This is a genomic window from Nocardia alni, assembly GCF_019038435.1.
Taxonomy (GTDB): domain Bacteria; phylum Actinomycetota; class Actinomycetes; order Mycobacteriales; family Mycobacteriaceae; genus Nocardia; species Nocardia alni.
Genome location: NZ_JAGPOX010000019.1, coordinates 62,934 through 86,700, shown reverse-complemented (window position 1 = coordinate 86,700; position 23,767 = coordinate 62,934). Strand labels below are relative to the sequence as shown.

Below are 23,767 nucleotides of genomic sequence, written 5' to 3'. Positions count from 1 at the left end.
CCCCCGGGACGAGCGCGGCGACCCCGCTCGCCCCCGCCCCCGTCGCCGGTATCGCGCCGCTGATCCCCGGTTATCAGGTGGTGCAGGTTCCGTCGCGGGGTGCGGCCTTCGATGTGCCCAAGGGGTGGCAGATCGACCCGAGGAGCGCCGAGACCTGGGGCAAGGCGCCCAATACGATGGAGATCGCCGGGCTGGTCCAGGACGGTAAGGGCTACTGCCCGAACTACGTGCGCACCAACGCGTTCCTGACGATGTCCGCCGCATCGGATCCGGCCTCCGCGGCCACCGATATCGGCGCCCGGCTGGCCAAGATCGGCTGGTCCACCTCCACCGGCGCCACACCGGGCAAGGCCGAACCGCTGACGTCCCTGGACGGCCAGCTGCACGGCTCATTCGCCGAGACATATGGCACCTTTACGCCGCCCTATCCCACATGCGCCAAGACGTTCGCCGTCTACACCTTCGCCTTCCCCGGCGAGAACGGCAGCTTCGTGATGACGATCGCCGCCGACACCGGCGTGAACGGCGCGATCGACCGAACCACCGCCCAGCACATCCTGGCCAGCATCCGCCCCCTCCCGGACAAATGACCTGCGGATTTAACTCCCGAGCCACCCCTGTTGTAAGCTACTTCAGGTTCGCATCACGGGGTGTGGCGCAGCTTGGTAGCGCGCTTCGTTCGGGACGAAGAGGTCGCAGGTTCAAATCCTGTCACCCCGACTCGTGTGTGGAGACACGGCAGGGCCCCTGATCAGTATCTGGTCAGGGGCCTTATTCGTGTCCGGGTCGGCCGATCCGGTTTCTCGTGGTCCTCGTCCCGTTGGCATCCGGACCGCCGCCGAGCGCGCACGCCGGTTCGGCGCCGCCGAGCTGCGGCGCCGAGGGCGACCGCAGGGAGCCGCGGCCTACGTTCCGGCCATGGGAGCGCGGCATGGTGGCGGCGCTGTCAGAACGCGATTCATGCTCTGCCGACGAGACCGGTGATCGTCCGGTCTCGCCTCTCGGTGTCCGCGGTGGTGTCCGCTCGAGGGTGCGATCACGGTCGGGTTCCGGTGGGCCGGGCGTCATGGGTGTCTACCTCCTCGTTCGCGGAATGCTTTCACATACAAACGATTCGGTTGAGAATGTTAACGGGCAACGGAACGACCGAGGAGTATCGATGACCAGATATGCGCATTTCGTGGGTAGTGTTCCGGAGGAGTTGATGACGGGGGACGAGGCGGTGCTGCGGTGGTTCGCAGACAGTAATGGTGGTCGGCTGACCGGGTTGCCCTGCGACCTGGATCCGGACTGGATCCTGGACTATCTGCGGGAGCGCAGTAAGCATGAGGATGTGCTCGAGATCGTCCGTCCGGGCAAGTTCGCGGACTACAGCGACTTTCCCAACTATGGTCTACGTCCTGGCGCGAAGCTGGAGCCGCGGCACGTGTCGATGGACAGGCTCGAGCGCATCGGGTCCGTGGTCGCGGCCTTCGATAGAGTGCGCGCCGAGCGACCTGAGTTGGCACAGACGAAACTGCAGCTGAGCCAGCCCAATCCGCTGGATCTGACGATGTTCGTATTCGCCGGCGCTGCGGTGTCGGCCGGATTCCCGCTAGGCCAGGCGCTGCGGCGATCGAATCTGATCGCGGCCGCCCTGCGGGCGCTGCCGGTGGTCACCGCGGCCGTGCTCGAGGAAATCGCCGCGGTGAACGAACGCTACGGCGACCGGGTGGTCTGGCAGGTGGAATCGCCGTTCGCGTTGCTGGGCATGGTCAAGGCCGATCAGCTGGGTGCGAAGTGGGCGGCAGCGCCGCTGCTGGCTCGCCAACTGGCCGATCTGCTCACCCGGATCCACGAGATCGGGGCGCAGAGTGTCGTACACCTCTGCTATGGCGATTACCAGCACAAATCGCTGCTCAGCCCGCGCTCGCTGGCACCCGCGGTAACCCTGCTGAACCACACGGCGCGGCGCCTGCGCGATCACGACACGCCCCTTCCCGCCGTGCATATTCCGTGTGCGTTCGGCGCCGAGCCGGCTCCGCAGGACCCCGGGTTTTACGCGCCTCTGCGTCGACTCGACCCGGGGTGGAACATCATCGCCGGTGTGGTGTCGCCGAAATCCGACGATGACAGCGCTCATGCGCTGAGCATGTTCGAGGAAGCGGCCGGCCGCACCGCCTACGGCGTCGCGACCGCATGCGGTCTGGGCCGCTGCGATGTTGCCGATGCGCAACGGGCCGCGGCCACCATGGCGAGGCTGACCGCCGAATAGCTCTGTCCGTGCCGCGGGGCGTGGCGAACCATGTCAGGACCCTCTGACCGATTCTCGCCACGTCCCGTTCTCGTGTACGGGCAGCAATCACGTTCCGCCGCAAGAGCTCTGCGCACACCGGCCCGAACGGCCCGAATGACCGCGTATCTGGGCGAATGCCGGACTACTCGCCATACAAACCGGACATACGTCATACTAGGGACAGGTCGGGAAGCGGGGTGATGCATGCCGAACCAAGTCTGACCACGGCTCTTCCGTCTTTTTTCGACGGCTCCCTCTCCAGGCGATCCGCCGAAATCGGCACCACTGCAACGCAATACGGGACCAATTTTCGTAATGCCTTGCCCGCGTGCCATTGTCGCGGTAACTCCATCTCTCATCAGCTAATATTCAGTTATTGTAAGCCCGATTGCGATTGCAACGATTTCCGCTGTTCTACTTGATGATTCAAGATCGGCTGCTAACCTAAATGTCGTGTGCCGCCAGCTAGTTAAATTACAGCTATGGAAGTTTGGGGGTTCTGTCGTCTGACGCGTGACCATGCACGATGCGGTGCACGATCTGTTCGAACTTTCCAGGGAGTTGCTATGGGGACCAGGGAAAATCCACACGTTCTGGTGGTCGGCGGAGGTCCGTCGGGTTCGACCGCCGCCGCACTGCTCGCACGATCCGGAGTGGAAGTCACAGTCCTGGAGCGAGATACGTTCCCGCGGTATCACATCGGAGAATCTCTGCTGGCCTCGTGCCTGTCCACGCTGCAGGTATCAGGCGCATACGAGAAGGTCGCCGCACACGGCTTCCAGATCAAGCGTGGTGGTTATTTCCAGTGGCAGAACGACACGTGGCTGCTGGACTGGTCCAAGCTGGTCGACGCCGAGGCGTGGTCGTGGCAGGTCGACCGGGCCGTCTTCGACGACCTGCTGCTGCGCAACGCCAGCGACCAGGGCGCGAAGGTCATCGAGCGGGCGAAGGTCACCGACATCGTCTTCGACGGTGAGCGACCGATCGCGGCGGAATGGGTCGCGGCCGGCGACGACACCGTCCGGACGATCGAATTCGACTTCCTCGTCGACGCGACGGGTCGAGATGGGCTGCTGGCCAAGCACTTCGGCATGCGCCGTCAACATCCGGCCTTCCGCAACGTCGCGGTCTGGTCGTATTGGAAGGGCGCGAGCCTGCACCCCGACAGCCCCGAGGGCGCGATCAACGTCGTCTCCACCGAAGAGGGCGGCTGGTTCTGGAACATTCCGTTGAGCGACGGGCGCAACAGCGTCGGCTACGTGGTGCCCACCCGGCTGGCCGCGGAGAAACTGCGCGGCCACGACTCACGGCAGTCCTTCTACCTGGACAGCATCCAGGCGAGCAAGCGGATGCTGGACATGCTCGAGGGCGCCGAGCGGATCTCCGATGTGCAGGCCGAACAGGACTATTCGTATGTCGCCGACCGGTTCTGCGGTCCCGGCTACGCCCTGGTCGGCGACGCGGCCTGCTTCCTGGACCCGTTGCTGTCGACCGGTGTGCACCTGGCCACCTACTCCGGGCTGGTCTCCGCGGCGGCGATCACGACCATGCTGCGCGGAGAGATGAGCGAAACCGACGCGCTGGCCTACTACGAGTACACCTACCGGCGCGGCTACACCCGGTTCCTGTCGCTGGTGTCGCGAATGTACGAGCACTACATCGGGTCCGACGAGTACTTCGCGCACGCCCACCGGCTCACCGACGTGCACGACGGCGATTCGCCGGAGCAATCGTTCACCCGCATCATGGCCGGACTGACCGATGTCGGTGAAACGACGGGTGAGCAGGACCGGACCGGAACCGACGTCATCGTCGCCGAGGCCGAGCGCCTGCACACCGCCCCGGACACCGAAGGGGTGAACGTCAAATATATGGGCGGACTGGACATGTCACCGGTCTGGGACCACTGGCGGGATCCGCTGTCCGATACCGACATGGGCGAGATCCGGATCACCACCGAGCCTGTATTCGGCCTGACCACTCGCCCCCGCACCGACGCCGAACGGGACGCCGTGACCCGGCCGGTCCTGCCGCCCCACGACGGCGCCGCGGCCGCCCTGTAGCGGCGAGTCACCAGGAGGACTCCCGGTGCGCACCGATAGAAGCGGTCGGCCGTGACGGCCGCCTGCTCCGGCCCCGGCTCGCTGGGCGAACCATCGCCCAGCGAGCCGGTCTTCCGGACGACAACCGCTACCCAGATACAACGATTCCACGACCCCACAACCCGGGCCCTGCTGGCCAGCGAGGGCCTGACGACCTTGGCTCTCGAACACCTCCTCGCCGACGCTCTGAGCGTGCGAGTGGTGCATCAGGACGAGGTCGCCGCCCGCGCGCTGCCCGAATTCATCGCCGGAGTTCTGGCACTGAACGCGGCGGACCGCGCCCTGATCCGGCGCTCGTGCCTGGTCACTCCCGACCGGACCGTATCGATCAACTACGTGGCGGCCGTGGCGCAACCGGCTCAGGCCAGTGGCCTGGCCGACCCGCGTACCCCGATCGGCCACGGACTGATCACCCGCGGCCTGAGCCAGCGCCGCCGGATCATGTGGGCAGGCGCCAGGACGTGGCCGGACGGACGCGCCTGCGCCGCCAGGGCGTACGTCATGTCCCTGGGCGACCGCCCCGTGTGCTGGATCCGTGAGGCGTTCAATCCCGACGTCGTCCCGGCCCAGCACACCATGGCGGTGCCGCCGGAACCGGAGCTGCGCGACGAACCGACCCTCCGGAGCCCGAACCGACCTCCACCATCGCACCCGCCTGGCCCCCGGTGACAGGCCCTAGCCGGAGCGATCCGTGGAGCGCCCCGGCGATGGCATCCGAAATACGCCCCGAGGAGACACACGAGTGAGTGTTCCCACCGTGACGGTCCTGCTCGACCTGGTCCTGATCATGGCGGCGGCCCACACCCTGGGATGGCTGGCCGAGAAGATCGGCCAGCCACCGGTGATCGGCGAGATCGCGGCCGGAATCCTGGCCGGTCCCACCATCATCGGACACCACCTGTCCTCGGTGCTGTTCCCGGCCGACGCCCGCCCCTCCCTGAATCTGCTGGCCGACATCGGCGTGGCGGTATTCATGTTCGTCGCGGGCCTGGAACTCGATCGCAGCATCTTCACCGGTGCTCGCCGCTCGATTCCCGCGGTCGCGTCGGCGGCCTACCTGGTGCCCTTCGCCCTGGGCAGCTGCGTCGCGATCACCGTCCTGACCCGGTATCAGACCGGCAACCGGCTGCACTTCGCCCTGTTCGTCGGCTGCGCGCTGGCCGTGACCGCCTTCCCGGTGCTGGCCAGAATCCTGCACGACCGCAACCTGGTGAACACCGAGATCGGCCAGCTCAGCCTGGCGTGCGCCGCGCTGGTCGACATCCTCGCGTGGGTGGTACTGGCCGTGGTCCTGGCACTGGCCCATCCGGGCGGCGCCCCGTGGCGGCTCATCCTCCTGATCCCCCTGGTCGGGCTGATGTGGTGGGTGCTGCGGCCGATGCTGGGGCGGATCTCCCAGATCGGCAACGCCCAGACGATGATCGTGGTCGGCGTCGGCGGCGCGCTGGCTGTCGCCGCGATCACCGAATGGATCGGACTGCACCTGATCTTCGGCGCGTTCGCCTTCGGCGTCATCTTCCCCCGCGAACGACGCCCAGCCGTGGAATCCGGCGTCCGCGTCCTCAGCGCGGTCCTGCTCCCTGGGTTCTTCGTCGTCGCGGGCCTGGCCGTCGATCTCAGCGGGATGGACTCGACCGCGATCGGTGAGCTCGTGGCCATCGTCGCCGTCGCGGTACTCGGTAAAATCGGCAGCGTCTATCTCGCCGGTCGCCTTACCGGGATGCGGCCGCGACCAGCAGCCGCGGTGGCAGTGCTACTCAACACGCGGGGGCTGACCGAGCTGGTCATCCTGTCCGTTGGCCTGACCACCGGACTGATCGGAGCCCGACTGTATTCGCTGCTGGTGGTCATGGCCCTGGTGACGACGGCATCCACCGCGCCGATACTCCGCATACTCGGCATGGCCCACGGGCCCAGCGAGACGACCGCCCGCACTGATACACCACCGCACCGCGCGCACGATGCCACCGTGCCGGCCGACGCCGAACCGGACGCGCGGCTCGACAACCACGGATGACTTCCGGCATTCAGGACATCACACTCATCGCCGAGCGTAACCAACCGGACGTAACATGTTGTACAACAGCGTTTTACATATAGTATCAGGGTAGATCGTCCACACACCTCAACAAGTGCGCACAAACCGTTCTGCCGCCGCGCGAGTCGCGCCGGGCGCCGCGGACTTGAAACGGAATATGCTGTGGCGCAATCGCATCGGCGCGAATTGCACCCTGCGGCGAAGGCCTCCGCATGGCGATGACCAGCCGTAGGGGCGCGAGCGCCACTCCTGTGTTCGCGAGCCTGTGGGCGTCGTCGCTGCTATGTTGCTTGCGTGGGCGAAGCGCCGAGTACCGCACAACGGTTCCGCACATGCCGTCGATCGTCCTCCGTGACGATCCGGCACACGGCCGTCCTCGTGCTACCCACGTGAGCGCGCCAGCCGGCCGTGCTCGCAGCAGTTTTCGTCATATTCCTGTTCCTCAGTCCGGAGTCACGTCTTTGACCACACCACAGTCACCTGTCCCCGAGTCCCACATCACGGCCAACGGAACCTGCCCCGTCCAGCACGGTGCATCGCTGGAGGTCGATCCGGACCGGTTCCCCATGTATACGCCCGATTTCGTCACCGATCCGGGCAGGACCTACGACCAGATGCGCCGGGCTCACCCCACGCTGGTTCCCGTCGAACTGGCTCCGGGCGTTCCCGCCTACCTGTGCATCGGCTACCAAACCGCGGTCCGCATCCTCAACGACCCGGACCATTTCCCGTCCGATCCGCGCACCTGGGAAAAGGACATCCCCGCCGATTCACCGGTCCGGCCGATGATGGAATGGTATCCAGCGGCCCGCTACAACACCGGCGCCACCCATCTGCGCTACCGCGCTCCCTCGGTGGTGGCGATCGACAATATCCACCAGGCCGCCATACGGGCCATGGTCGAGAAGGCCGCTGTCCCGTTGATCGCGTCGTTCTGTGAGAACGGCAGCGCCGAGTTGGTGATGCAGTACGCGTTCCCGCTGATACTCGACGTGCTCAATCAGATGTGCGGTTGCCCCGGCGACATCGGCGAGCGGGTCGCACTCGGCATGGCCGATCGCTTCGACTCCGACCGAGTCAAGGCCAAGCAGGGCATGGTGATGGTCAGGCAGGCGCTGATGGAACTGATCGCGCTCAAGCGCGAGCAGCCCGGCGACGACGTCACCTCGCACCTGGCTCATCATCCCAACGGCCTCGACGACATCGAGGTGTTCGCGCAGCTGATGAGCTTCTACGGCGCGGGATTCGAGGCCCAGCGCACCTTTCTGGCCAATGCGCTGCTGCTCATCTTCACCGACCCGCGATTCCAGCCCGACAGTGGCCGCAACCTGTCGACCACCGACGCGCTGGAAGAGGTCTTGTTCAACAACCCGCCGATGGCGAACTTCTGCACCACCTATCCGCGCCAACCCATCCAGATCGACGGCGTCTGGCTACCCGCCGACCAGCCCGTACTGATCAGCCTCGCCGCATGTAACAACGACCCCCACATCCGCGGCGCAGGCACCACCAGCATCGGCAACCGCTCCCATCTGGCCTGGAGCGCCGGCCCGCACGCCTGCCCCGCCAAAGACGTGGCCTACCAGACCGTCCAGAGCGCCATCGACCAACTGTTCGACCGCGTGGGCGAAATGCAGCTGGCGATCCGGCCCGACCAATTGAAGTGGCGGCCGGGCCCCTTCCACCGCGCCCTGGTCTCGATGCCGGTGGCGTTCGCGCCGCTGTCGAAGGAAGTGATGATGATGTCGATCTGAAGGCCGGGGCCATTACTCGTCGAATTCGGGAATCTTCGCAAAATGGCTGGCGGAGGGCGCAATACGGGATGTGAGCCGATCATGTGGCCGGCCTGCCCGTATTGCGCCTCACCGGTAGGGTGTGGCTCATGTCTGTGTTGTCTGTCCCCGTCGTCGCGGACACGATCGCCGGTGTGATGTCGGCGGTCAGCACTCTGGCTCGGCTGCCGAAGCGTGAATTCTCCGGTCTCCCAGCGGATATCACGAAAATGCGGGTGCCTACCCGGCACGGGGAGGTCGGGTGCGCGATCTATCGCAAGCCGGGGACGGCGGGGACTCGGCAGCCGGTGTATGTGAATGTGCACGGCGGCGGGTTCGTTTTCCGGTTTCCCGAGCAGGATGATCAGTGGTGCCGGTATCTGGTGGAGCACGCGGGAGTCGTGGTCGTCAATGTCGACTACGGGACCGCGCCCCGGCATCGGTTTCCCGTTCCTGTCGAACAGGTCTACGACGTCGTGACGTGGGCCGCGGCGGCCGAACGCGACTGGGACGGCGGTCGGCTGTGCATCGGCGGGCAGAGTGCCGGAGGTAACCTCGGCGCCGCCGTGGCGCGGATCGCCCTGGACCGGAAGGGGCCGAAGATCGCCCTGCAGGTGCTGCACTACCCGGTGCTGGATCTGGTGACGCTGCCCAAGGACAAGTCGTACCCGTATCCCGGCTCGCCGATTCCGCCGCTGTGGATGTCCGCGATCTTCGACAGCGTCTACGCCCGGGATCAGACGGCCAAGCGCCACCCGCTCGCCTCGCCGGCATGGGCCGGCAACGCCGACGGCATCGAGGGCATCGCGCCGGCGCTCGTCGTCACCGCCGAGCGGGATTTCCTGCACGACGAGGGCGCCGCCTACGCCCGCTCACTCGATTCGGCGGGCTCGCTGGTCGAATACCGTGACGTTCCCGGCGTGAAGCACGGGTACGACATTCTCGGTGAGTCCCCCGAGGCCACCGCGAAGACCTATGAATTCATCGCCGGACACGTCGCCCGGGCGGTAGGGGACGATTGAGATCTACCGGGGCGACGAGCTGTCGCCGCTCCGGAACGATCCGAACTATCGTTTACGGCCCACTCCGGCGGCGATACACCGGCGGACGTCGGACAGCGGCGTCACGAACGGCCCGTTGGGCCACCATTCATCGGCGACGGCCACACCGGGCTCGACCATCTCGAGGTCCCCGAACAGGGCCTCGATCTCCGTCCGCGTGCGGAAGCGGCCGCTGCCCAGGGCGCTGTGGATGAATTTCTCCTCCATTCTCACGGCCAACTGGGCGAGTCCGGGGGTCTCGGGATTGAAGAAATGACATATCGCGACGTAGGAACCCGACGGAAGCGCATCGATATAGGTCTGCATCATGTCGGCGATATCCGCGCCGAGATAGTGTTGCAGGGTGCCATTCTGAATAAGGGCCAGCGGGCGGTCGAAATCCAACTCGTCCCGCACCACTGAATTCTTCAGAATCTGGGACGGCTGGAAAATATCGTCGGACACGATGCACGTGTGTTCGTTTTCCGCCAGCACCGCCCGCGCGTGGGCGAGCACCATCGGATCGTTGTCCACGTAGACCACCCGCGCCTCACGCACGATCCGCTGCACGATCTGGTGGGTGTTCTCGGTCGCCGGCAGCCCGGAACCCAGGTCCAGGTATTGGTCGATCCCGGCATGACCGGCCAGAAATCGGCACACTCTGATCAGGAAATCCCGGTTCGCCCAAGCTAGTTCGGCAACGCCGGGCGCGACCGCGCGGACCTGGTCCAGCACCGCCCGATCGATCTCGAAGTTGTCCTTGCCGTCGAGTGCGGCGTCGTAGACTCGCGCGATGCTGGCGCGGGCGTTGTCGACCCCGACCGGTACAGCGCTGGGATAGGCGGCGGAGGGCTGAAACAGCGTGGGCTCCTGGCGTCGATGATTCGCTTCGATCAGTGCCGAGTGTCCCTCATACGCACGGGCTTTTGCGCCGGTACCACGCAATCGTCACAATAGCGTGTTCCACAAAAGGAGCATTACATACCGGCCGGTTGCTGATCGACCGTGCGGTGATTCCGGCACGGAAAAGCCCCGGCTCCCATGGGAACCGGGGCCCGAAAACGATCGTTCAGCGAATCCGGAACCGCCGCATCGTGCGCAGCGTGATCAATGTCGTCTGCAGCTGCTTGGCGAACGGCATACCCGCCCGCGCGGCCATCACCTGTCGCTTCTGCACACCGAAATTGACGCTGTCGGTGTACTTGAGCAGGCCCGCATCGCCGTGCCGGGTGCCGACGCCGGACTCCTTCAGCCCGCCGGACGGTGTGACCTTCGAGGAGTAGGTGACCACGAGCCCATCGTTGACGTTGATGTTGCCCGCCTCGAGCCGATCGGCGATCTTGGTGGCGCGAGCCAGGTTTCGGCTCCAGATGCTGGCGTTGAGGCCGTAACTGGTGTCGTTCGCCCGGCGGATCACATCCTCCTCGTCGCTGAATCGGTACACCGTGACCACCGGACCGAAGGTCTCCATGGTGGCGTGGGTCATCTCCGAGGTCACCCCGGTCAGCACGGTCGGCTCGTAGAACGCGGGACCGATGTCCGGACGGGCCTTCCCGCCGGTCAGCACGGTCGCGCCCTTCGCGCGTGCGTCCTCGACGTGCGCGGCCACACGGTCGAGGTGCTCGGGCGACACCAGCGACCCGAATTCCGGATCGCTGTCGTACGCCGCACCCGTCTTGGCGCTCAATTCCTCGGTGGCGGCGACGAATCGGCGCACGAATTCGTCGTAGACCCGGTCGTGCACATAGATCCGCTCGATATGCATGCACGCCTGGCCGCTGTTGCAGAACGTGGCGAAGATCGCGCCCGGAATCACATCGTCGAGATTCGCGTCGTCGAGCACCAGCAGCGGATTCTTGCCGCCCAGCTCGAGGCTGCACCCGATCAGATTGCGCCCGGCCAGCTCGCCGATGGTGCGCCCGGTGGCGGTGGATCCGGTGAACATCACGAAGTCGGAGTTCTCGATCAGCGTCGGCCCGACATCGGGACCGCCGCCGCAGACCACCTGCATCAGCCCGCGCGGCAGGCCCGCCTGATAGAGCAACTCGACCCCGAACAGGGTGCACAGGGCGGTCTTGTTGTCCGGTTTGAGCACCACGCCGTTGCCCGCGATCAGCGCCGGGGTCGAATCGGACATCGCGATCGCGAACGGGAAGTTCCACGGCGCGATGACCGCGACCACGCCCTTGGGCCGGTGCTGCGCGGTGGAGGTGGAGATGACCGGCATATAGCCGCCGCGACGCGTCGGCTTCAGCGCCCGCTTGGCCGTCTTGAGGTAATGGCTGACCACCATCGGCGGATCGCAGGACTCCTCGATCGCCATCCGCCGGGTCTTGCCGCAGCCGATCTGGATCAGGTCGGCGATGGTCTCGATCTCGGACAGGATCAGCTCGTGCCAGCGCTCGAAGACCGCCAGGCGCTTGTCCACCGACCAGCCGGCCCATTCGCGCTGCGCGGCGCGGGCGTCGGCGACCGCCTTGACCACATCCTCGGGCGAGGACTGGGGCAGCTGACCCACGACACCGCCGGTATAGACCTCGATCATCTCGTAGGGCTCACGCTTGTCACCAGCGACACCCGCGACGACCATCGAGGTCAGCCGCTCGATCAGCGCCTTCGTGATCCGCGGCGGCAGGTTCGTCGTGCCGCGCGTGGTTGTCTCCATTCGGATCCTCCCTGTTCGCCGCCTCGTGACGGCAGTCACCATGTTCTAAACTAGAACACGTTATTGTTTAGGGCAATGGTGTCCGAGGTATCGGATAACTTCGTGGACACCAACGAGGAGAAGAGGGTCTGCGATGACGACAGCAGCGACTGAAACCGGTAGCAGCACCGAACCCCACGCGCTGGTCGAGCAGCGCGGCGGGACACTGATCATCACGATGAATCGTCCGGCCTCGCGCAACGCGCTGACCGGCGAGATGCTGGAGATCATGGTGCGGGCCTGGGAACGGGTCGACAGCGATCCGGAGATTCACTGCTGCATCCTGACCGGGGCGGGCGGCGCGTTCTGCGCCGGCGCCGACCTCAAGGCGATGAGCCGCAACGATCCGAGCAAGAGCATGAGCGCGGGCGGCACATTCGACCCGTCCCGAATTCCCGGTCTGCTCAAGGGATATCGGCTGAGCAAGCCGCTGATCGCCGCCGTCGAGGGCGCGGCCATCGCGGGCGGCACCGAGATCCTGCAGGGCACCGACATCCGCGTCGCCGGCCAGAGCGCGAAGTTCGGCGTGTCCGAGGCGCGGTGGAGCCTGTACCCGATGGGCGGCTCGGCGGTGCGCCTACCCCGGCAGATCCCCTACACCGTCGCCGCCGAGATCCTGCTGACCGGCCGCCACATCACCGCCGCCGAGGCCAAGGAGATCGGACTGATCGGGCACGTCGTGCCGGATGGCACCGCCCTGGACAAGGCCCTGGAGCTGGCCGAGATGATCAACGCCAACGGGCCGCTGGCCGTGCAGGCGATCCTGAAGACCATCCGCGACACCGAGGGCATGCACGAGGACGAGGCCTTCAAGCTGGACGCGAAGGTGGGCCTGTCGGTATTCGCGAGCGAGGATGCCAAGGAGGGCCCGAAGGCCTTCGCGCAGAAGCGCAAGCCGGAGTTCAAGGGGCGCTGAGTTCGGTCGTCCCGGCGGCTCGGCGGGTGCACATCCCACCCGCCGAGCACGAATTCACAACGTGGGCTTGACCATTCGGGCGATCTGCTTGCGCAGCAGTCCGGGCACGAAGCGCCGGGCCAGGACGAGCGGCAGCGCCTGACCCGGGAAGATGAATACCGGATTCGCGGGCTTCGCCAAGGCCTTCTCCATGGCGTCCAGAACCTTCTCCGGCGACATCCCGCTCTGCCCGGCGACCACGGCGGGATCGGATTCCCGGATACCTTCCAGCAGTGGAGTTTCCACATGCGGCGGGCAGATCGACAGCAGCCGCACACCGGTCCCGTCGAGCTCCTGGGACAGCACATCGGTATAGCCGACGACGGCGAATTTCGAGGCGGAGTACGCGCCCAGCCCCGGCGAGGGCAGCCAGCCCGCCACCGAGGCGAACAGCACCACGGTGCCCGATCCCGCCGCTTTCATCGCCGGAATCACGTTCTGGCACAGGTTGATAGTGCCCAGGTAGTTGACCTCCATGACCCGGCGCATCTCCGAGACATCGTGGGTCAGCGCGGATCCCACCCGGCACAGCGCCGCGGCGTGCACCAGATGCTCGATCGGGCCGAGGTCGGCGCGCACCTTCTCCACCACCGCCGTCACCTCCGCCGGATCGGACACATCACAGGCGTAGGTACTCATATTCGGTGAGCGCCGGGCGGTTTCGGTCAGGCCCGCCTCGTCGACATCGACCGCGGCGACGCGGCATCCGGCAGCGGCCAGGCGCTGCGCGGCCATCCGCCCCATACCGCTGGCCGCACCGGTAACCAGTGCCGTTCTATTCATCTAGATCTCCCGAGCATCCTCGAATGTCATGCGCAGCGCGCCGATCTGACTGGTGAACAGCGAGCGCCGGGGCAGACCCAGTGAACGCATCTGCTCGGCAGCGGGATGGTCGCCGAGTTCGACGCTGGCGCCGCCCAGGCGCATTCGCACGTCGGAGGGATTCATGACCCACGCAGTGCTGTGCAGCTTTCCGTCGAGCCGGGTGTACGCCGCGATCGACGCGCCGCCGAATCGGGACGGTGTCGGAATACCCCCGTGCGTCTGCACGGCCACCACCAGCCGTCCATCCAGGCGCACCTCACAGCGTTTGCCGGGACCGCACCGGGTGATCCGGATATCGGCGATCTCCTTCGGAAAGCCCCAGATCTCGCGACCGGCCGCGCAGGTGAAGCTCTGATTCACCGGCAGCCACGGGATGTACACACCCGTACTGGACCGATCCCCGGGACGCCGGACCAGCAGCGCGAACGCGAACTCGTGATACGGGCCCAGATCCCCGTCGATATACCGGACGAAGGCCAGCGAGCAGATCGCCCGGCCCGCGACGACGACCGGCTCCAAGGCCATGCCCGACAGGATCTTTCGCGCCGCGCCCGCGTCGGCGAGGAACATGGCCGAGGCCGCGTCGGCATCGCGGATCTCGACCGGCATCGTGACTTTTTCACCGAGCACGGAATGCACGCTCACCATCCCTTAAGTAGAACACGTTCTCATTTTGTCGGGGCCGGATCGGCCGACGTGCGTCCCGGCGCTCGCCCTGCACGACCGCCACCCGATCGGGCATGAGGTCGACGGAGTGGGGCCGCCTCTCCTGATCGCGGGCTACTGGTCCTCGACGATGGACAGGGCCTGGGTCGGGCAGTACCGCACGGCCGCGCGGGCGGCCTCGAGCTCGTCTGCCGGATCGGCCGCCAGCAGTTGCACGGTTCCTTTCTTGGGCACCGCGAACAGGTTCGGGGCCTCGTCCTGGCAGACCGCATGGCCCTGGCACAGATCGGCGTCCACCACGATGCGCATCACGAGTTCTCCTGTCCGGCCTCGGCTTTCACCTCGCGTAGCGGAGCTTCCGGCTGTACCTCGACCAGCACCAGATGCGCGCCGCGCGGTGCGCTCACCACGGCGACCACGGCGGCGGCGATATCGGAGGCGCGCAGGAAGTACGGGTGCCGCGCGAAACCCCACCGCGACCAGTCGTCCAGCAGCGGCCCCACGACCTCCGGGCTCGCGGTCATACCCATACCGGTCTGGGTCGGCCCCGGACGGACCACCGACGCGCGCACCCCGGTGCCCTCGAGCTCCATGCGCATCTGCCGGCCCATCGCCTCCAGGCCGGTCTTGGCGGCGTTGTACGCGCCCATCCGGGGACGCGGGGTATCGGCGCAATCCGAGCCGATGAGCACGAAATCGCCGCGCCGCCGGGAGATCATGTCGGGCACCACACGATGGACCAGCCGCTGCGCACCCACCAGATGGATGTGCACCTGCGTCAGAAAGTCCTCCGAATCCATCTCGTGGGCCAGGCCGAACTCGATGTCGCCGGCGCCCGACAGCACGATTTCCGCCGGGCCGAGGGCCTTTTCGGCGGCGGTGACGAACTCGTCCACCGAGGATCCCTCGGAGACGTCCAGGCGCAGCGCGACGGCCTCGCCGCCGTCGGCCCGGATCTTCTCGGCGAGTTGTTCACACACGTCCACACGCCGCGCGCCCAAGGCGACGGGATGGCCCAGTTCGGCGAGCGCGACGGCGGTGGCCGCGCCGATTCCGGAGGAGGCCCCGGCGATCAGCGCCGGTCGCCGCGTGGGATGGGGCTCGAATCTCGGCATCAGCTGTCCTACTCACTTCGGTGGTCATCGAACCTGAACCGTCACAGGGAGTTTCGCGAATCCCCTGACGTTGGTGGAGTGCACGCGCTCGATGCCCGCGACGTCCACCCGGTAATCACGGACCCGATCGGCGAACTCGTGCAAGGCGATCGTGGCCTCCAGGCGGGCCAGATGCGCGCCCAGGCAGAAGTGCACGCCCCGGCCGAAACTGACCAGCCCGCCCTTGTCCTGGCGCTCGATGTCGTAGACGCCGGGTTCGGCGAAGGCGGCCTCGTCCCGGTTCGCCGAGCCCACCAGCAGCAGCACCTTGGCGCCGGCGGGCACGGTGGCGCCGTAGTACTCGAGGTCGACGGCGGCGGTGCGCGCCAGGATCTGGCTCGAGGTGTCGTAGCGCAGCGTCTCCTCCACCCAGTCCGGCACCAGACCGGTATGCGCGGATACTTTCGCGTACTGCGCTGGATTGGCTGCGGCCCAATACAATGCGTTGCCGAGCAGCTTGGTGGTCGTCTCGTTCCCGGCCACCACCATCAGGACCATGAACGCGAGGATCTCCTCGTCGGTCAGCCGGTCGCCATCGATCTCGGCATCCACCAGCGCCGAGGTGAGATCCTCGGTGCGGACGCCACGACGCTGGGCGATCAGCTCGTTGAAGTAACCCGCCAACTCGAGCGAAGCGTGGATCGCCCCCTCGGGCACATCGAGCACTCCGTCCTCGCGGTGCACCATCAGATCCGCCAGCCTGCGCAGCCGGGCGCGCTCCGGCTCGGGCACCCCGATCAGGTCGGAGATGACATCCATCGGCAGTTTTCCGGCGAAGTCCTCGATCCAGTCGAAGTCACCCCGCGCCAGCGCCGGCCGCAGGTGTCGCAGCGTCAATTCCCTGATGCGGCCGGTCATTTCGGTGACACGACGCGGGGTGAATCCCTTGTAGACGAGCTGCCGCAGCCGCAGATGACGCGGATCGTCCAGCGCCAGGAAGGACATCATCCTGTGCGCGTGCGGACCCCAGGCGATCGGATCCAGGGAGACGCCGTTGGCGCTGGACAGCCGTGCGGCGTCGCGGAATCCGGCGGTGACGTCCACATGCCGCGACAGCGCCCAGAAACCCAGCTCCGGGTTGTGGTACAGCGGAGCCTCGGCGCGCAGCCGGTGGTAAACCGGGTACGGATCTTCATGAAAGCCGTAATCGTACGGGTCGAAGGTGAGCGGTTCCAGGAAAGCGGCTGTCATCGACTTCACCTTCTACTCGGAACGTGTTCAGCCTTGTACTGCCGCGCATCGACACCAGGGAAGACACGCAGCTGGACATGTGTCTGGACCGTACCATTAGCACTGGACCACAGACAACGCCTGTCGATCTTTCGCGTGATCCGCATTATTTTCCCTGCTCCCTGGTCACCCTCGGTGCGTCTTCGGCCAGCGCCCGCGCCGAACTTCCCACCACTCGCACGCCAGGGCGACGCAGCAGCCCAGAGGCGTCGGGACGAGACAGAAACTGCAACAGGTTCTTGCGCTTGCCACACTTTCGACCATATAGTCCGTACACGTGTCCAGACAGGCCCGCTGCCTTCCACCGCGTCGACGGCGGACAGATCTTCCGGTCATGAGCACAGCGGCGATAGCGCAAAGGAGCAGCGGTGAGTACCGAAGAGACCGCCTCGGATCGACGCGCCCGCGGGATAGCGAAGATGTCCGAGGTCTACGGCTGGCAGATCGCCGACGGACCCGGCGAGCATTTCGCGGTCACCGTCGATCACCTGTTCGGCGATATCTGGACCCGTCCGGGGCTGAGCCTGCGCGACCGGCGGCTGCTGCTGCTCGGCGCGCTCACCGCACAGGGCCAGTTCGATATCGCCGAGATCCAGATCGGCGCGGCACTGGGCAACGAGGAACTGGACGCCGCACAGTTGCACGAGATCGCGCTGTTCCTGTGCCACTACGCGGGCTGGCCCGCGGGGACCACGCTCGACGGCGTGGTCGGCAAGGTCGTGGGACAACGAAACAAGCAGGCCCGGGCAAAGAACGGTCTCACACAGTGAAGTGATGACGCCGCCCGCGAGCGCGTACGGAGCAGGATGAGGCCGACCGGTCTTACCCGAGGAGGAACAAGAGGCGATGTCCGAAACCACGACAGTACGACCGCAGCGCGCGAGCACGATCGACCAGTGGGATTTCGAGGCCGACGTGGTGATCGCCGGATACGGCATCGCCGGGGTCTGCGCCGCCATCGAGGCCGCGCGCGCCGGGGCCGAGGTGCTGGTGCTCGAGCGCACCGGCGGCTGGGGTGGCGCGGCGTCCATGTCGGGCGGTTTCATCTACCTCGGTGGCGGCACCCCGCTGCAGAAGGCGCTGGGTTTCGAGGACTCTCCGGAGAACATGGAGAAGTTCATGGTCACCGCGCTGGGCCCCGGCGTGGACAAGGCCAAGGTGCACGACTACTGCCAGGGCAGCGTCGAGCATTTCAACTGGCTTGTGGCCCAGGGAGTTCCGTTCAAGGAGGAATTCTGGGGTGAGCCGGGCTGGGAACCGGCGCACGACGAGGGCCTGATGTACTCCGGCGGCGAGAACGCCGCACCCTTCTCCGGCATCGCCACGCCCGCACCGCGCGGACATCTGCCGCAGATGCAGAACAAGCGGACCGGCGAGAAGGGCGGCGGCTACATGCTGATGAAGCCGCTGGCCGAGACGGCCGAGGGCCTGGGCGTGCGGGCCGAATACGACATCCGCATCCAGAGCCTGGTGGTGGACGACTCGGACGACGCGGGTCGCGTCGTCGGCGTGGTCGCCAAGCGCTACGGCAAGCAGGTGACGGTGCGCGCCCGCCGCGGCGTGGTGCTGGCCACCGGCAGCTTCGCCTACAACCAGGAAATGATCGAGGCGTACGTGCCGCGGCTGCTCAATCGGCCGGCCGCCTCCATCGAACAGCACGACGGCATCGGCATCCTGCTCGGACAGTCCCTGGGTGCGCAGGTCGCGCACATGGACGCCGCCGAGGTGGCGTTCTTCGCCGACCCGCAGATGGTGGCGCGCGGCGTCATCGTCAACGCGCGCGGCCAGCGGTTCATCAACGAGGACACCTACTGCGGGCGGGTCGGGCAAGCCACCCTCAACACGCAGGACAACCAGGCCTATCTGATCATCGACGAGCAGGCGCTCGAGGCCGCCCACGCCACCGAGAGCGCGACCAAATTCTTCCGGCTGGAGCCGCCCAAGTGGACGGGCGAGACCGTGGCCGAGCTGGAATCGGAGATGGGCCTGCCCGAGGGCGCGTTGCAGGCCACGGTCGAGGTCTACAACCGGTTCGCCGCAGAAGGTACGGATCCGTTGCTGGGCCGCCGGGCCGAATGGACCAAGCCGCTGGGCGCCCCACTGGCCGGATTCGACCTGCGCGAGCACACCGGCGGATTCACCACGGGCGGACTGAAGACCGACCTCGACTCGCGCGTCCTGCACGTGTCCGGGGAGCCGATCGCGGGCCTGTTCGCCGCCGGCCGGTGCACCTCCGGCGTCTGCGCCGGTGGGTACGCCAGCGGTACGTCCCTGGGCGACGGCAGCTTCTACGGTCGGCGCGCCGGTCAGGCCGCCGCCGCTATCCAGGACTGAAAGGAATACTCACGCATGCGTTTCGGCATCGTACTGTTCACCAGTGACCGCGGCATCGCCCCGGCCGCGGCGGCGAAGGCCGCGGAGGAGCGCGGCTTCGCGTCGTTCTTCGTGCCCGAACACACTCATATTCCGGTGAAACGCGAAGCGGCGCACCCACTGACAGGCGATGCCAGTCTGCCCGACGACCGCTACATGCGCACCCTCGATCCGTGGGTCGCGCTGAGCATGGCCGCCGCGGTGACCGAGCGCATCGAATTGTCCACGGCGGTCGCGCTGCCCACCGAACACGACCCGATCACCCTGGCCAAGACCATCGCCTCGCTCGATCACCTGTCCGGTGGCCGGGTGTCCCTCGGCGCCGGATTCGGCTGGAACACCGATGAACTCGCCGATCACGGCATCCCCGGCAAGCGGCGGCGCACCGCGCTGCGCGAATATCTCGAGGCGATGCGGGCACTGTGGACCCAGGACGAGGCCTCCTACGACGGCGAATTCGTGAAATTCGGCCCCAGCTGGGCCTTTCCGAAGCCGACGCAGTCCCATGTGCCGGTGCTGATCGGCACCGCGGGCACCGAACAGGGTTTCCGCTGGATCGCCAAGTCGGCGGACGGCTGGATCACCACCCCGTACGAGACGCATCTGCTGCTCGAGCGCATGCAACTGCTGCGCAAGGTATGGCAGGAGGAGGGCCGCGACGGCGTACCGCGCGTGGTCGCGCTGGCGGGCAAGCCCGATCCGCAGGCACTGGCCGACTGGGCGGCGGCCGGGGTCACCGATGTACTGTTCGGGCTGCCGGACAAGCCGGAACCGGACGTACTGGCGTATCTGGACCGGTTGTCCGCCAAACTCGATATCCGATCCTGAGTCACCTTCTGATTCCTTATTGTTCGACCACTCGAGAGTGAGGTACCAGCGTGCGCATCGCCCTGCTGTCCTACCGCAGCAAGACACATTGTGGGGGCCAGGGAGTATATGTCAGGTATCTGAGCGCGGGCCTGGCCGAACTGGGCCATGAGGTGGAAGTCTTTTCGGGACAGCCCTACCCGGAACTGCTCGATCCTCGTGTGCGGCTGACCGAGGTGCCCAGCCTCGATCTGTACCGCGACTCCGATCCGTTCCGCACGCCGCGCCCCGGTGAGATCCGCGACCGGATCGATCTGCTGGAGCTGGGCACCATGTGGACCGCCGGATTTCCCGAGCCGCGCACCTTCAGCCTGCGCGCCGCGCGGCTGTTGAGCACGCGGACAGCGGATTTCGATGTGGTACACGACAATCAGTGCCTGGGCTACGGGCTACTGGACATCGCCCGGCGCCTGCCGGTCGTGGCGACCATCCACCACCCGATCACGCGGGACCGATCGGTGGATCTGGCAGCCGCGCGCCTGTGGCGAAAACCGCTCGTGCACCGCTGGTACGGCTTTTTGGGCATGCAGCAGCGGGTGGCCCGGCAGATTCCGGATCTGGTCACCGTCTCCTCGTCCTCGGCCGCCGATATCGCGGACGACTTCGGCGTCTCCTCGAACCAACTGCGAGTGGTACCGCTGGGTGTCGACACCGAGCTGTTCCGGCCGCGCTCGGCGCGGGCGCCCGGGCGCATCGTCGCGGTCGCCAGCGCGGACAAACCACTCAAGGGCATCAGCCACCTGCTGCACGCGGTATCGCGGCTTCGTCTGTCGCACGATGTGGAGTTGCAACTGGTCGCCAAGCTGGACACCGACGGCCCCACGCAGAAGTTGATCGCCGAACTCGGCATCGCCGATATCGTGACGGTGAGCAGCGGGCTGTCCGACACCGCCCTGGCCGAACTGCTGAGTTCGGCCGAGATCGCCTGCATCCCCTCGATGTACGAGGGCTTTTCGCTGCCGGCCGTGGAGGCCATGGCCAGCGGCACCCCGCTGGTCGCCAGTCGCGCCGGTGCGCTGCCCGAGGTGGTCGGCGGCTGCGCCGAACTGGTCGAGCCGGGCAACGTCGGCGAATTGACCAGGTCCATCGGGGGTCTGCTGGATTCCCGGCATCGCCTCGACGAACTCGGCGCCGCCGGGCGAGCCAGGGCGCTGGCGGTATTCAGCTGGGAGGCCGTTGCCGCGCAGACCGTTTCGGTCTATGAGCGGGCCATCGCCCGAAAGCCGTTGGGCTGAAGCCGGAATTCCGAGATAGGAGCAGAGCGCCGAATGTTGACCGTCGACTTCGACCGCCTGGGCGTCGGCCCCGGCACCCGGGTCATCGATGTGGGAGCGGGCCTGGGGCGGCACAGTTTCGAGGCCTACCGCCGGGGCGCGGATATCGTCGCCTTCGATCAGAGTGCCGACGACCTGGCTCAGGTCAAGGTCATGTTCGGGGCGATGGCCGAGGCCGGTGAGGCCCCCGCGCACGCGAATGCCGAGACCGTGCAGGGCGATGCGCTGGCCTTGCCGTACCAGGACGGGGAATTCGACGTCGTCATCGCCTCGGAAATCCTGGAGCACATCCCCGCGGACGACCGCGCGATCGCCGAACTGGTACGGGTCACCGCGCCCGGCGGCGCGCTGGTGGTGACGGTCCCCCGCTGGCTTCCCGAGCGCATCTGCTGGCTGCTCTCGGACGAATACCACGCCAACGAGGGCGGTCACGTCCGCATCTATCGCGCGGACGCGTTGCGCGGCAAGATTTCTCGCCACGGCATGCGATTCATCCACAGCGCGCACGCCCATGCCCTGCATGCGCCCTACTGGTGGATCAAATGCCTCGTCGGGGTGTCGGATGAGAAGCACTGGGCGGTGAGCTCCTATCACCGAATCCTGGTGTGGGACATGATGCAGGCCCCCCGGCTCACCCGGTCCGCGGAGGCCGCGCTGGACCCGCTGATCGGCAAGAGCGTCGCCCTGTATTTCACCAAACCCGCGGTGCGGCGTGCGAAAGCATAGGCTACCCGAGATCTCCGGCGTCCTGACCGTCGCCCAGTGCCTGCAGACAGCCGAATCGATTGCAGCTCAACAAGAATCGGACGGAGCGCTGCCCTGGTTCGCCGGCGGGCACACCGATCCGTGGGATCACATCGAGAACGCGATGGCGCTCACGGTCACCGGGATGCTGCGCGAGGCACGCGCGGCCTATGCCTGGTCGGCGCGGACTCAGCGGCCGGACGGCTCGTGGCCCAGGCAGTTTCGCGGCGGCGTCGTCGAGGAGCACGAGACCGACACCAACTTCTGCGGCTATATCGCCACCGGCGTCTGGCATTACGTGTGCTGTACCGGCGACCGAAGTTTCGGCGCCCGGATGTGGCCCACCGTGCGCGCCGCGATCTCCTACGTCATATCCATGCAGCGGGGCCACAACGGCGAGATCTTCTGGCTGCGGGACGGCGACGGCATCCTCGACGAGGCCCTGCTGACCGGCTGTTCCAGTATGTTCCACAGTATCCGCTGCGCGCTGGCCCTGGCTCGGTCCCTGGGCATCGCCCAGCCCGATTGGGAGGCCGCCGCGCTGCGCCTGGGGCATGCCGTCCGGCATCATCCGGAGGCGTTCTCCGTGAAGGACCGCTACTCGATGGACTGGTACTACCCGGTGCTGTGCGGGGCGTACGAGGGGCCGGACGCGATGGTCCGGATCGACTCGCGCTGGGATGATTTCGTCGTCGGTGATCTGGGCATCCGCTGCGTCGACGACAATCCGTGGGTGACCGGCGCGGAAACCTGCGAGCTGGTCATGGCATTGGACGCCCTGGGCGACCGCGACCGGGCACACCGGCTGCTGGGCGCCATGCAGCACCTGCGCGAGACGGACGGATCCTATTGGACCGGACTGGTTTTCGCCGATGGCAAGCGCTGGCCGGAGGAGCGGACCACGTGGACCGGGGGCGCGATGATCCTGGCCGCCGACGCCCTGTCGCGGACGACCCCGGCCAACGGGATCTTCCGCGACCTCGCGCTCCCCATGGACATCACGGGCGGGCTGGCCTGCGACTGCGTGTCGCAACCGGCCTGAGCGGCTGGATGCGTCCTGCTTGCTCACACGCGCCCACTCGGTGCCCCTCGCCGGTATCGAGCTCGGCGAGGGGCGTCGGTGGCGTCGGACGATCAGTGGCCCTGCAGGACCGCGATGGCGGTGTTGAGAACAACAGGTCCGTTCGCGATGTATTCGCCGATCGCAGCACCGATGGCCGCGCCGACGAAATCCCCTGGCGGCAGCAGGAATCCGATCAGTCCACCGATGGCGGCCTGCGTCGCACCCTTCTGCAGCATCGCCTGAAGCCGCGGCCACGATGAGCCGCCGGCGACCGGCGTGAGGGTGAGGCTCTTGCCGGACTGGTCGATTCGCGGAGTCAAAGCCACGCTGCCGCCCTGTACCGGAATGTTCAATGCCACAGTCACGATGTGTGCACCCGTCGGGCTCGTCAATGCGACCGACTTGTTGTCCGGGCTCAATGCGAAGTGCCCGGCGGAGACGTCGGTGACGACGCCGTCACCGGCGATCGCTGTGCTGTATCGGACTCCGTGATCGACGCCGGAGGCCGTAATCGTCTGTGCCGCAGGCGTTTGGACCGGTGCGGCAGTCGCGGATCCCGCGCTGGTGACGGCCACGGTGACCGCCATCGGGAGCGCTGCGACGAGCAGGGCACGGCCGATGGTACGAACAGAAGTAACGCGCATTTGAATGATTCCTCCCCGACTTTTCAATCCCCGGTATTCCC

22 protein-coding genes and 1 tRNA gene are annotated in these 23,767 nt (G+C 66.7%); 15 read left to right on the top strand and 8 right to left on the bottom strand.

The annotated features are described in order from the left end of the window. The 8 genes from JZ791_RS10490 to JZ791_RS10455 form a co-directional block, all read left to right on the top strand. Positions 1-590 (top strand): DUF8017 domain-containing protein (locus JZ791_RS10490; protein ID WP_216894027.1); only part of this gene is annotated, 590 nt, incomplete at its 5' end. 56 nt (positions 591-646) lie between these two features. Beyond that, positions 647-720, top strand: a tRNA-Pro gene (locus JZ791_RS10485). A 439-nt stretch (positions 721-1,159) separates the two neighbouring features. Continuing rightward, positions 1,160-2,254, top strand: a complete 1,095-nt coding sequence (locus tag JZ791_RS10480; protein WP_216894026.1) for a hypothetical protein — start codon at positions 1,160-1,162, stop codon at positions 2,252-2,254. Between the two features lie 587 nt (positions 2,255-2,841). Continuing rightward, positions 2,842-4,338, top strand: a complete 1,497-nt coding sequence (locus tag JZ791_RS10475; protein WP_216894025.1) for an NAD(P)/FAD-dependent oxidoreductase — start codon at positions 2,842-2,844, stop codon at positions 4,336-4,338. A gap of 51 nt (positions 4,339-4,389) precedes the next feature. Then, the gene (locus tag JZ791_RS10470; protein ID WP_216894024.1) at positions 4,390-5,046 is read left to right on the top strand and encodes a hypothetical protein; all 657 of its coding nucleotides are present in this window, start codon (positions 4,390-4,392) and stop codon (positions 5,044-5,046) included. A gap of 73 nt (positions 5,047-5,119) precedes the next feature. Beyond that, the gene (locus JZ791_RS10465; RefSeq protein ID WP_216894023.1) at positions 5,120-6,394 is read left to right on the top strand and encodes a cation:proton antiporter; all 1,275 of its coding nucleotides are present in this window, start codon (positions 5,120-5,122) and stop codon (positions 6,392-6,394) included. A gap of 482 nt (positions 6,395-6,876) precedes the next feature. Beyond that, positions 6,877-8,169 carry a cytochrome P450 family protein gene (locus JZ791_RS10460; protein WP_254205488.1) on the top strand — a complete coding sequence of 431 codons (1,293 nt, stop codon included), beginning with the start codon at positions 6,877-6,879 and terminating at the stop codon, positions 8,167-8,169. A 128-nt stretch (positions 8,170-8,297) separates the two neighbouring features. Continuing rightward, complete coding sequence (locus JZ791_RS10455; protein WP_216894022.1) at positions 8,298-9,209, top strand: alpha/beta hydrolase; 912 nt, start codon at positions 8,298-8,300, stop codon at positions 9,207-9,209. Positions 9,210-9,254: 45 nt separating this feature from the next. Here the strand turns inward: JZ791_RS10455 and JZ791_RS10450 are convergent, their stop codons facing one another. Together JZ791_RS10450 and JZ791_RS10445 are read right to left on the bottom strand one after the other, a co-directional pair. Next, positions 9,255-10,172: an SAM-dependent methyltransferase gene (locus tag JZ791_RS10450; RefSeq protein ID WP_254205487.1), complete on the bottom strand. Its 918-nt coding sequence runs from the start codon at positions 10,170-10,172 to the stop codon at positions 9,255-9,257. Positions 10,173-10,296: 124 nt separating this feature from the next. Continuing rightward, positions 10,297-11,892 carry a succinic semialdehyde dehydrogenase gene (locus JZ791_RS10445; protein ID WP_216894021.1) on the bottom strand — a complete coding sequence of 532 codons (1,596 nt, stop codon included), beginning with the start codon at positions 11,890-11,892 and terminating at the stop codon, positions 10,297-10,299. Between the two features lie 133 nt (positions 11,893-12,025). Between JZ791_RS10445 and JZ791_RS10440 the strand changes: the two genes are divergently transcribed. Next, positions 12,026-12,847, top strand: coding sequence for a crotonase/enoyl-CoA hydratase family protein (locus JZ791_RS10440; RefSeq protein ID WP_216894020.1), 822 nt, complete (start codon positions 12,026-12,028; stop codon positions 12,845-12,847). A gap of 54 nt (positions 12,848-12,901) precedes the next feature. On the opposite strand, the gene JZ791_RS10435 is transcribed toward JZ791_RS10440, so the two are convergent. The 5 genes from JZ791_RS10435 to JZ791_RS10415 form a co-directional block, all read right to left on the bottom strand. Further along, positions 12,902-13,669 (bottom strand): SDR family NAD(P)-dependent oxidoreductase, encoded by a 768-nt coding sequence (locus JZ791_RS10435; RefSeq protein WP_216894019.1) that lies wholly within the window; start codon positions 13,667-13,669, stop codon positions 12,902-12,904. Beyond that, a complete protein-coding gene (locus JZ791_RS10430) occupies positions 13,670-14,350 on the bottom strand; it encodes an acetoacetate decarboxylase family protein (protein WP_216894018.1) in 681 nt (226 codons plus the stop codon). 141 nt (positions 14,351-14,491) lie between these two features. Then, a complete protein-coding gene (locus JZ791_RS10425; protein ID WP_216894017.1) occupies positions 14,492-14,686 on the bottom strand; it encodes a ferredoxin in 195 nt (64 codons plus the stop codon). Then, positions 14,686-15,492 carry an SDR family oxidoreductase gene (locus JZ791_RS10420; RefSeq protein WP_216894016.1) on the bottom strand — a complete coding sequence of 269 codons (807 nt, stop codon included), beginning with the start codon at positions 15,490-15,492 and terminating at the stop codon, positions 14,686-14,688. The genes JZ791_RS10425 and JZ791_RS10420 overlap by 1 nt, the downstream gene beginning before the upstream one ends. Positions 15,493-15,516: 24 nt before the next feature. Further along, on the bottom strand, positions 15,517-16,722 hold the full coding sequence (locus JZ791_RS10415) for a cytochrome P450 (protein ID WP_216894015.1): 1,206 nt from the start codon (positions 16,720-16,722) through the stop codon (positions 15,517-15,519). Positions 16,723-17,180: 458 nt separating this feature from the next. Here JZ791_RS10415 and JZ791_RS10410 point away from each other — a divergent pair, with 458 nt between their 5' ends. The 6 genes from JZ791_RS10410 (at position 17,181) to JZ791_RS10385 (ending at position 23,061) form a co-directional block, all read left to right on the top strand. Then, the gene (locus tag JZ791_RS10410; RefSeq protein WP_216894034.1) at positions 17,181-17,531 is read left to right on the top strand and encodes a carboxymuconolactone decarboxylase family protein; all 351 of its coding nucleotides are present in this window, start codon (positions 17,181-17,183) and stop codon (positions 17,529-17,531) included. A 76-nt stretch (positions 17,532-17,607) separates the two neighbouring features. After that, positions 17,608-19,095: an FAD-dependent oxidoreductase gene (locus tag JZ791_RS10405; protein WP_216894014.1), complete on the top strand. Its 1,488-nt coding sequence runs from the start codon at positions 17,608-17,610 to the stop codon at positions 19,093-19,095. Positions 19,096-19,110: 15 nt separating this feature from the next. Next, complete coding sequence (locus tag JZ791_RS10400) at positions 19,111-19,962, top strand: LLM class F420-dependent oxidoreductase (protein WP_216894013.1); 852 nt, start codon at positions 19,111-19,113, stop codon at positions 19,960-19,962. A 50-nt stretch (positions 19,963-20,012) separates the two neighbouring features. Further along, positions 20,013-21,236, top strand: a complete 1,224-nt coding sequence (locus tag JZ791_RS10395) for a glycosyltransferase family 4 protein (RefSeq protein WP_216894012.1) — start codon at positions 20,013-20,015, stop codon at positions 21,234-21,236. A 33-nt stretch (positions 21,237-21,269) separates the two neighbouring features. Next, a complete protein-coding gene (locus tag JZ791_RS10390; RefSeq protein ID WP_216894011.1) occupies positions 21,270-22,001 on the top strand; it encodes a class I SAM-dependent methyltransferase in 732 nt (243 codons plus the stop codon). Beyond that, positions 21,988-23,061 carry a glucosidase family protein gene (locus JZ791_RS10385; protein ID WP_216894010.1) on the top strand — a complete coding sequence of 358 codons (1,074 nt, stop codon included), beginning with the start codon at positions 21,988-21,990 and terminating at the stop codon, positions 23,059-23,061. Before JZ791_RS10390 ends, JZ791_RS10385 begins: the two co-directional genes overlap by 14 nt. 92 nt (positions 23,062-23,153) lie before the next feature. Here the strand turns inward: JZ791_RS10385 and JZ791_RS10380 are convergent, their stop codons facing one another. After that, positions 23,154-23,726, bottom strand: coding sequence for a DUF8020 domain-containing protein (locus JZ791_RS10380; RefSeq protein WP_216894009.1), 573 nt, complete (start codon positions 23,724-23,726; stop codon positions 23,154-23,156). Positions 23,727-23,767 lie beyond the last annotated feature (41 nt).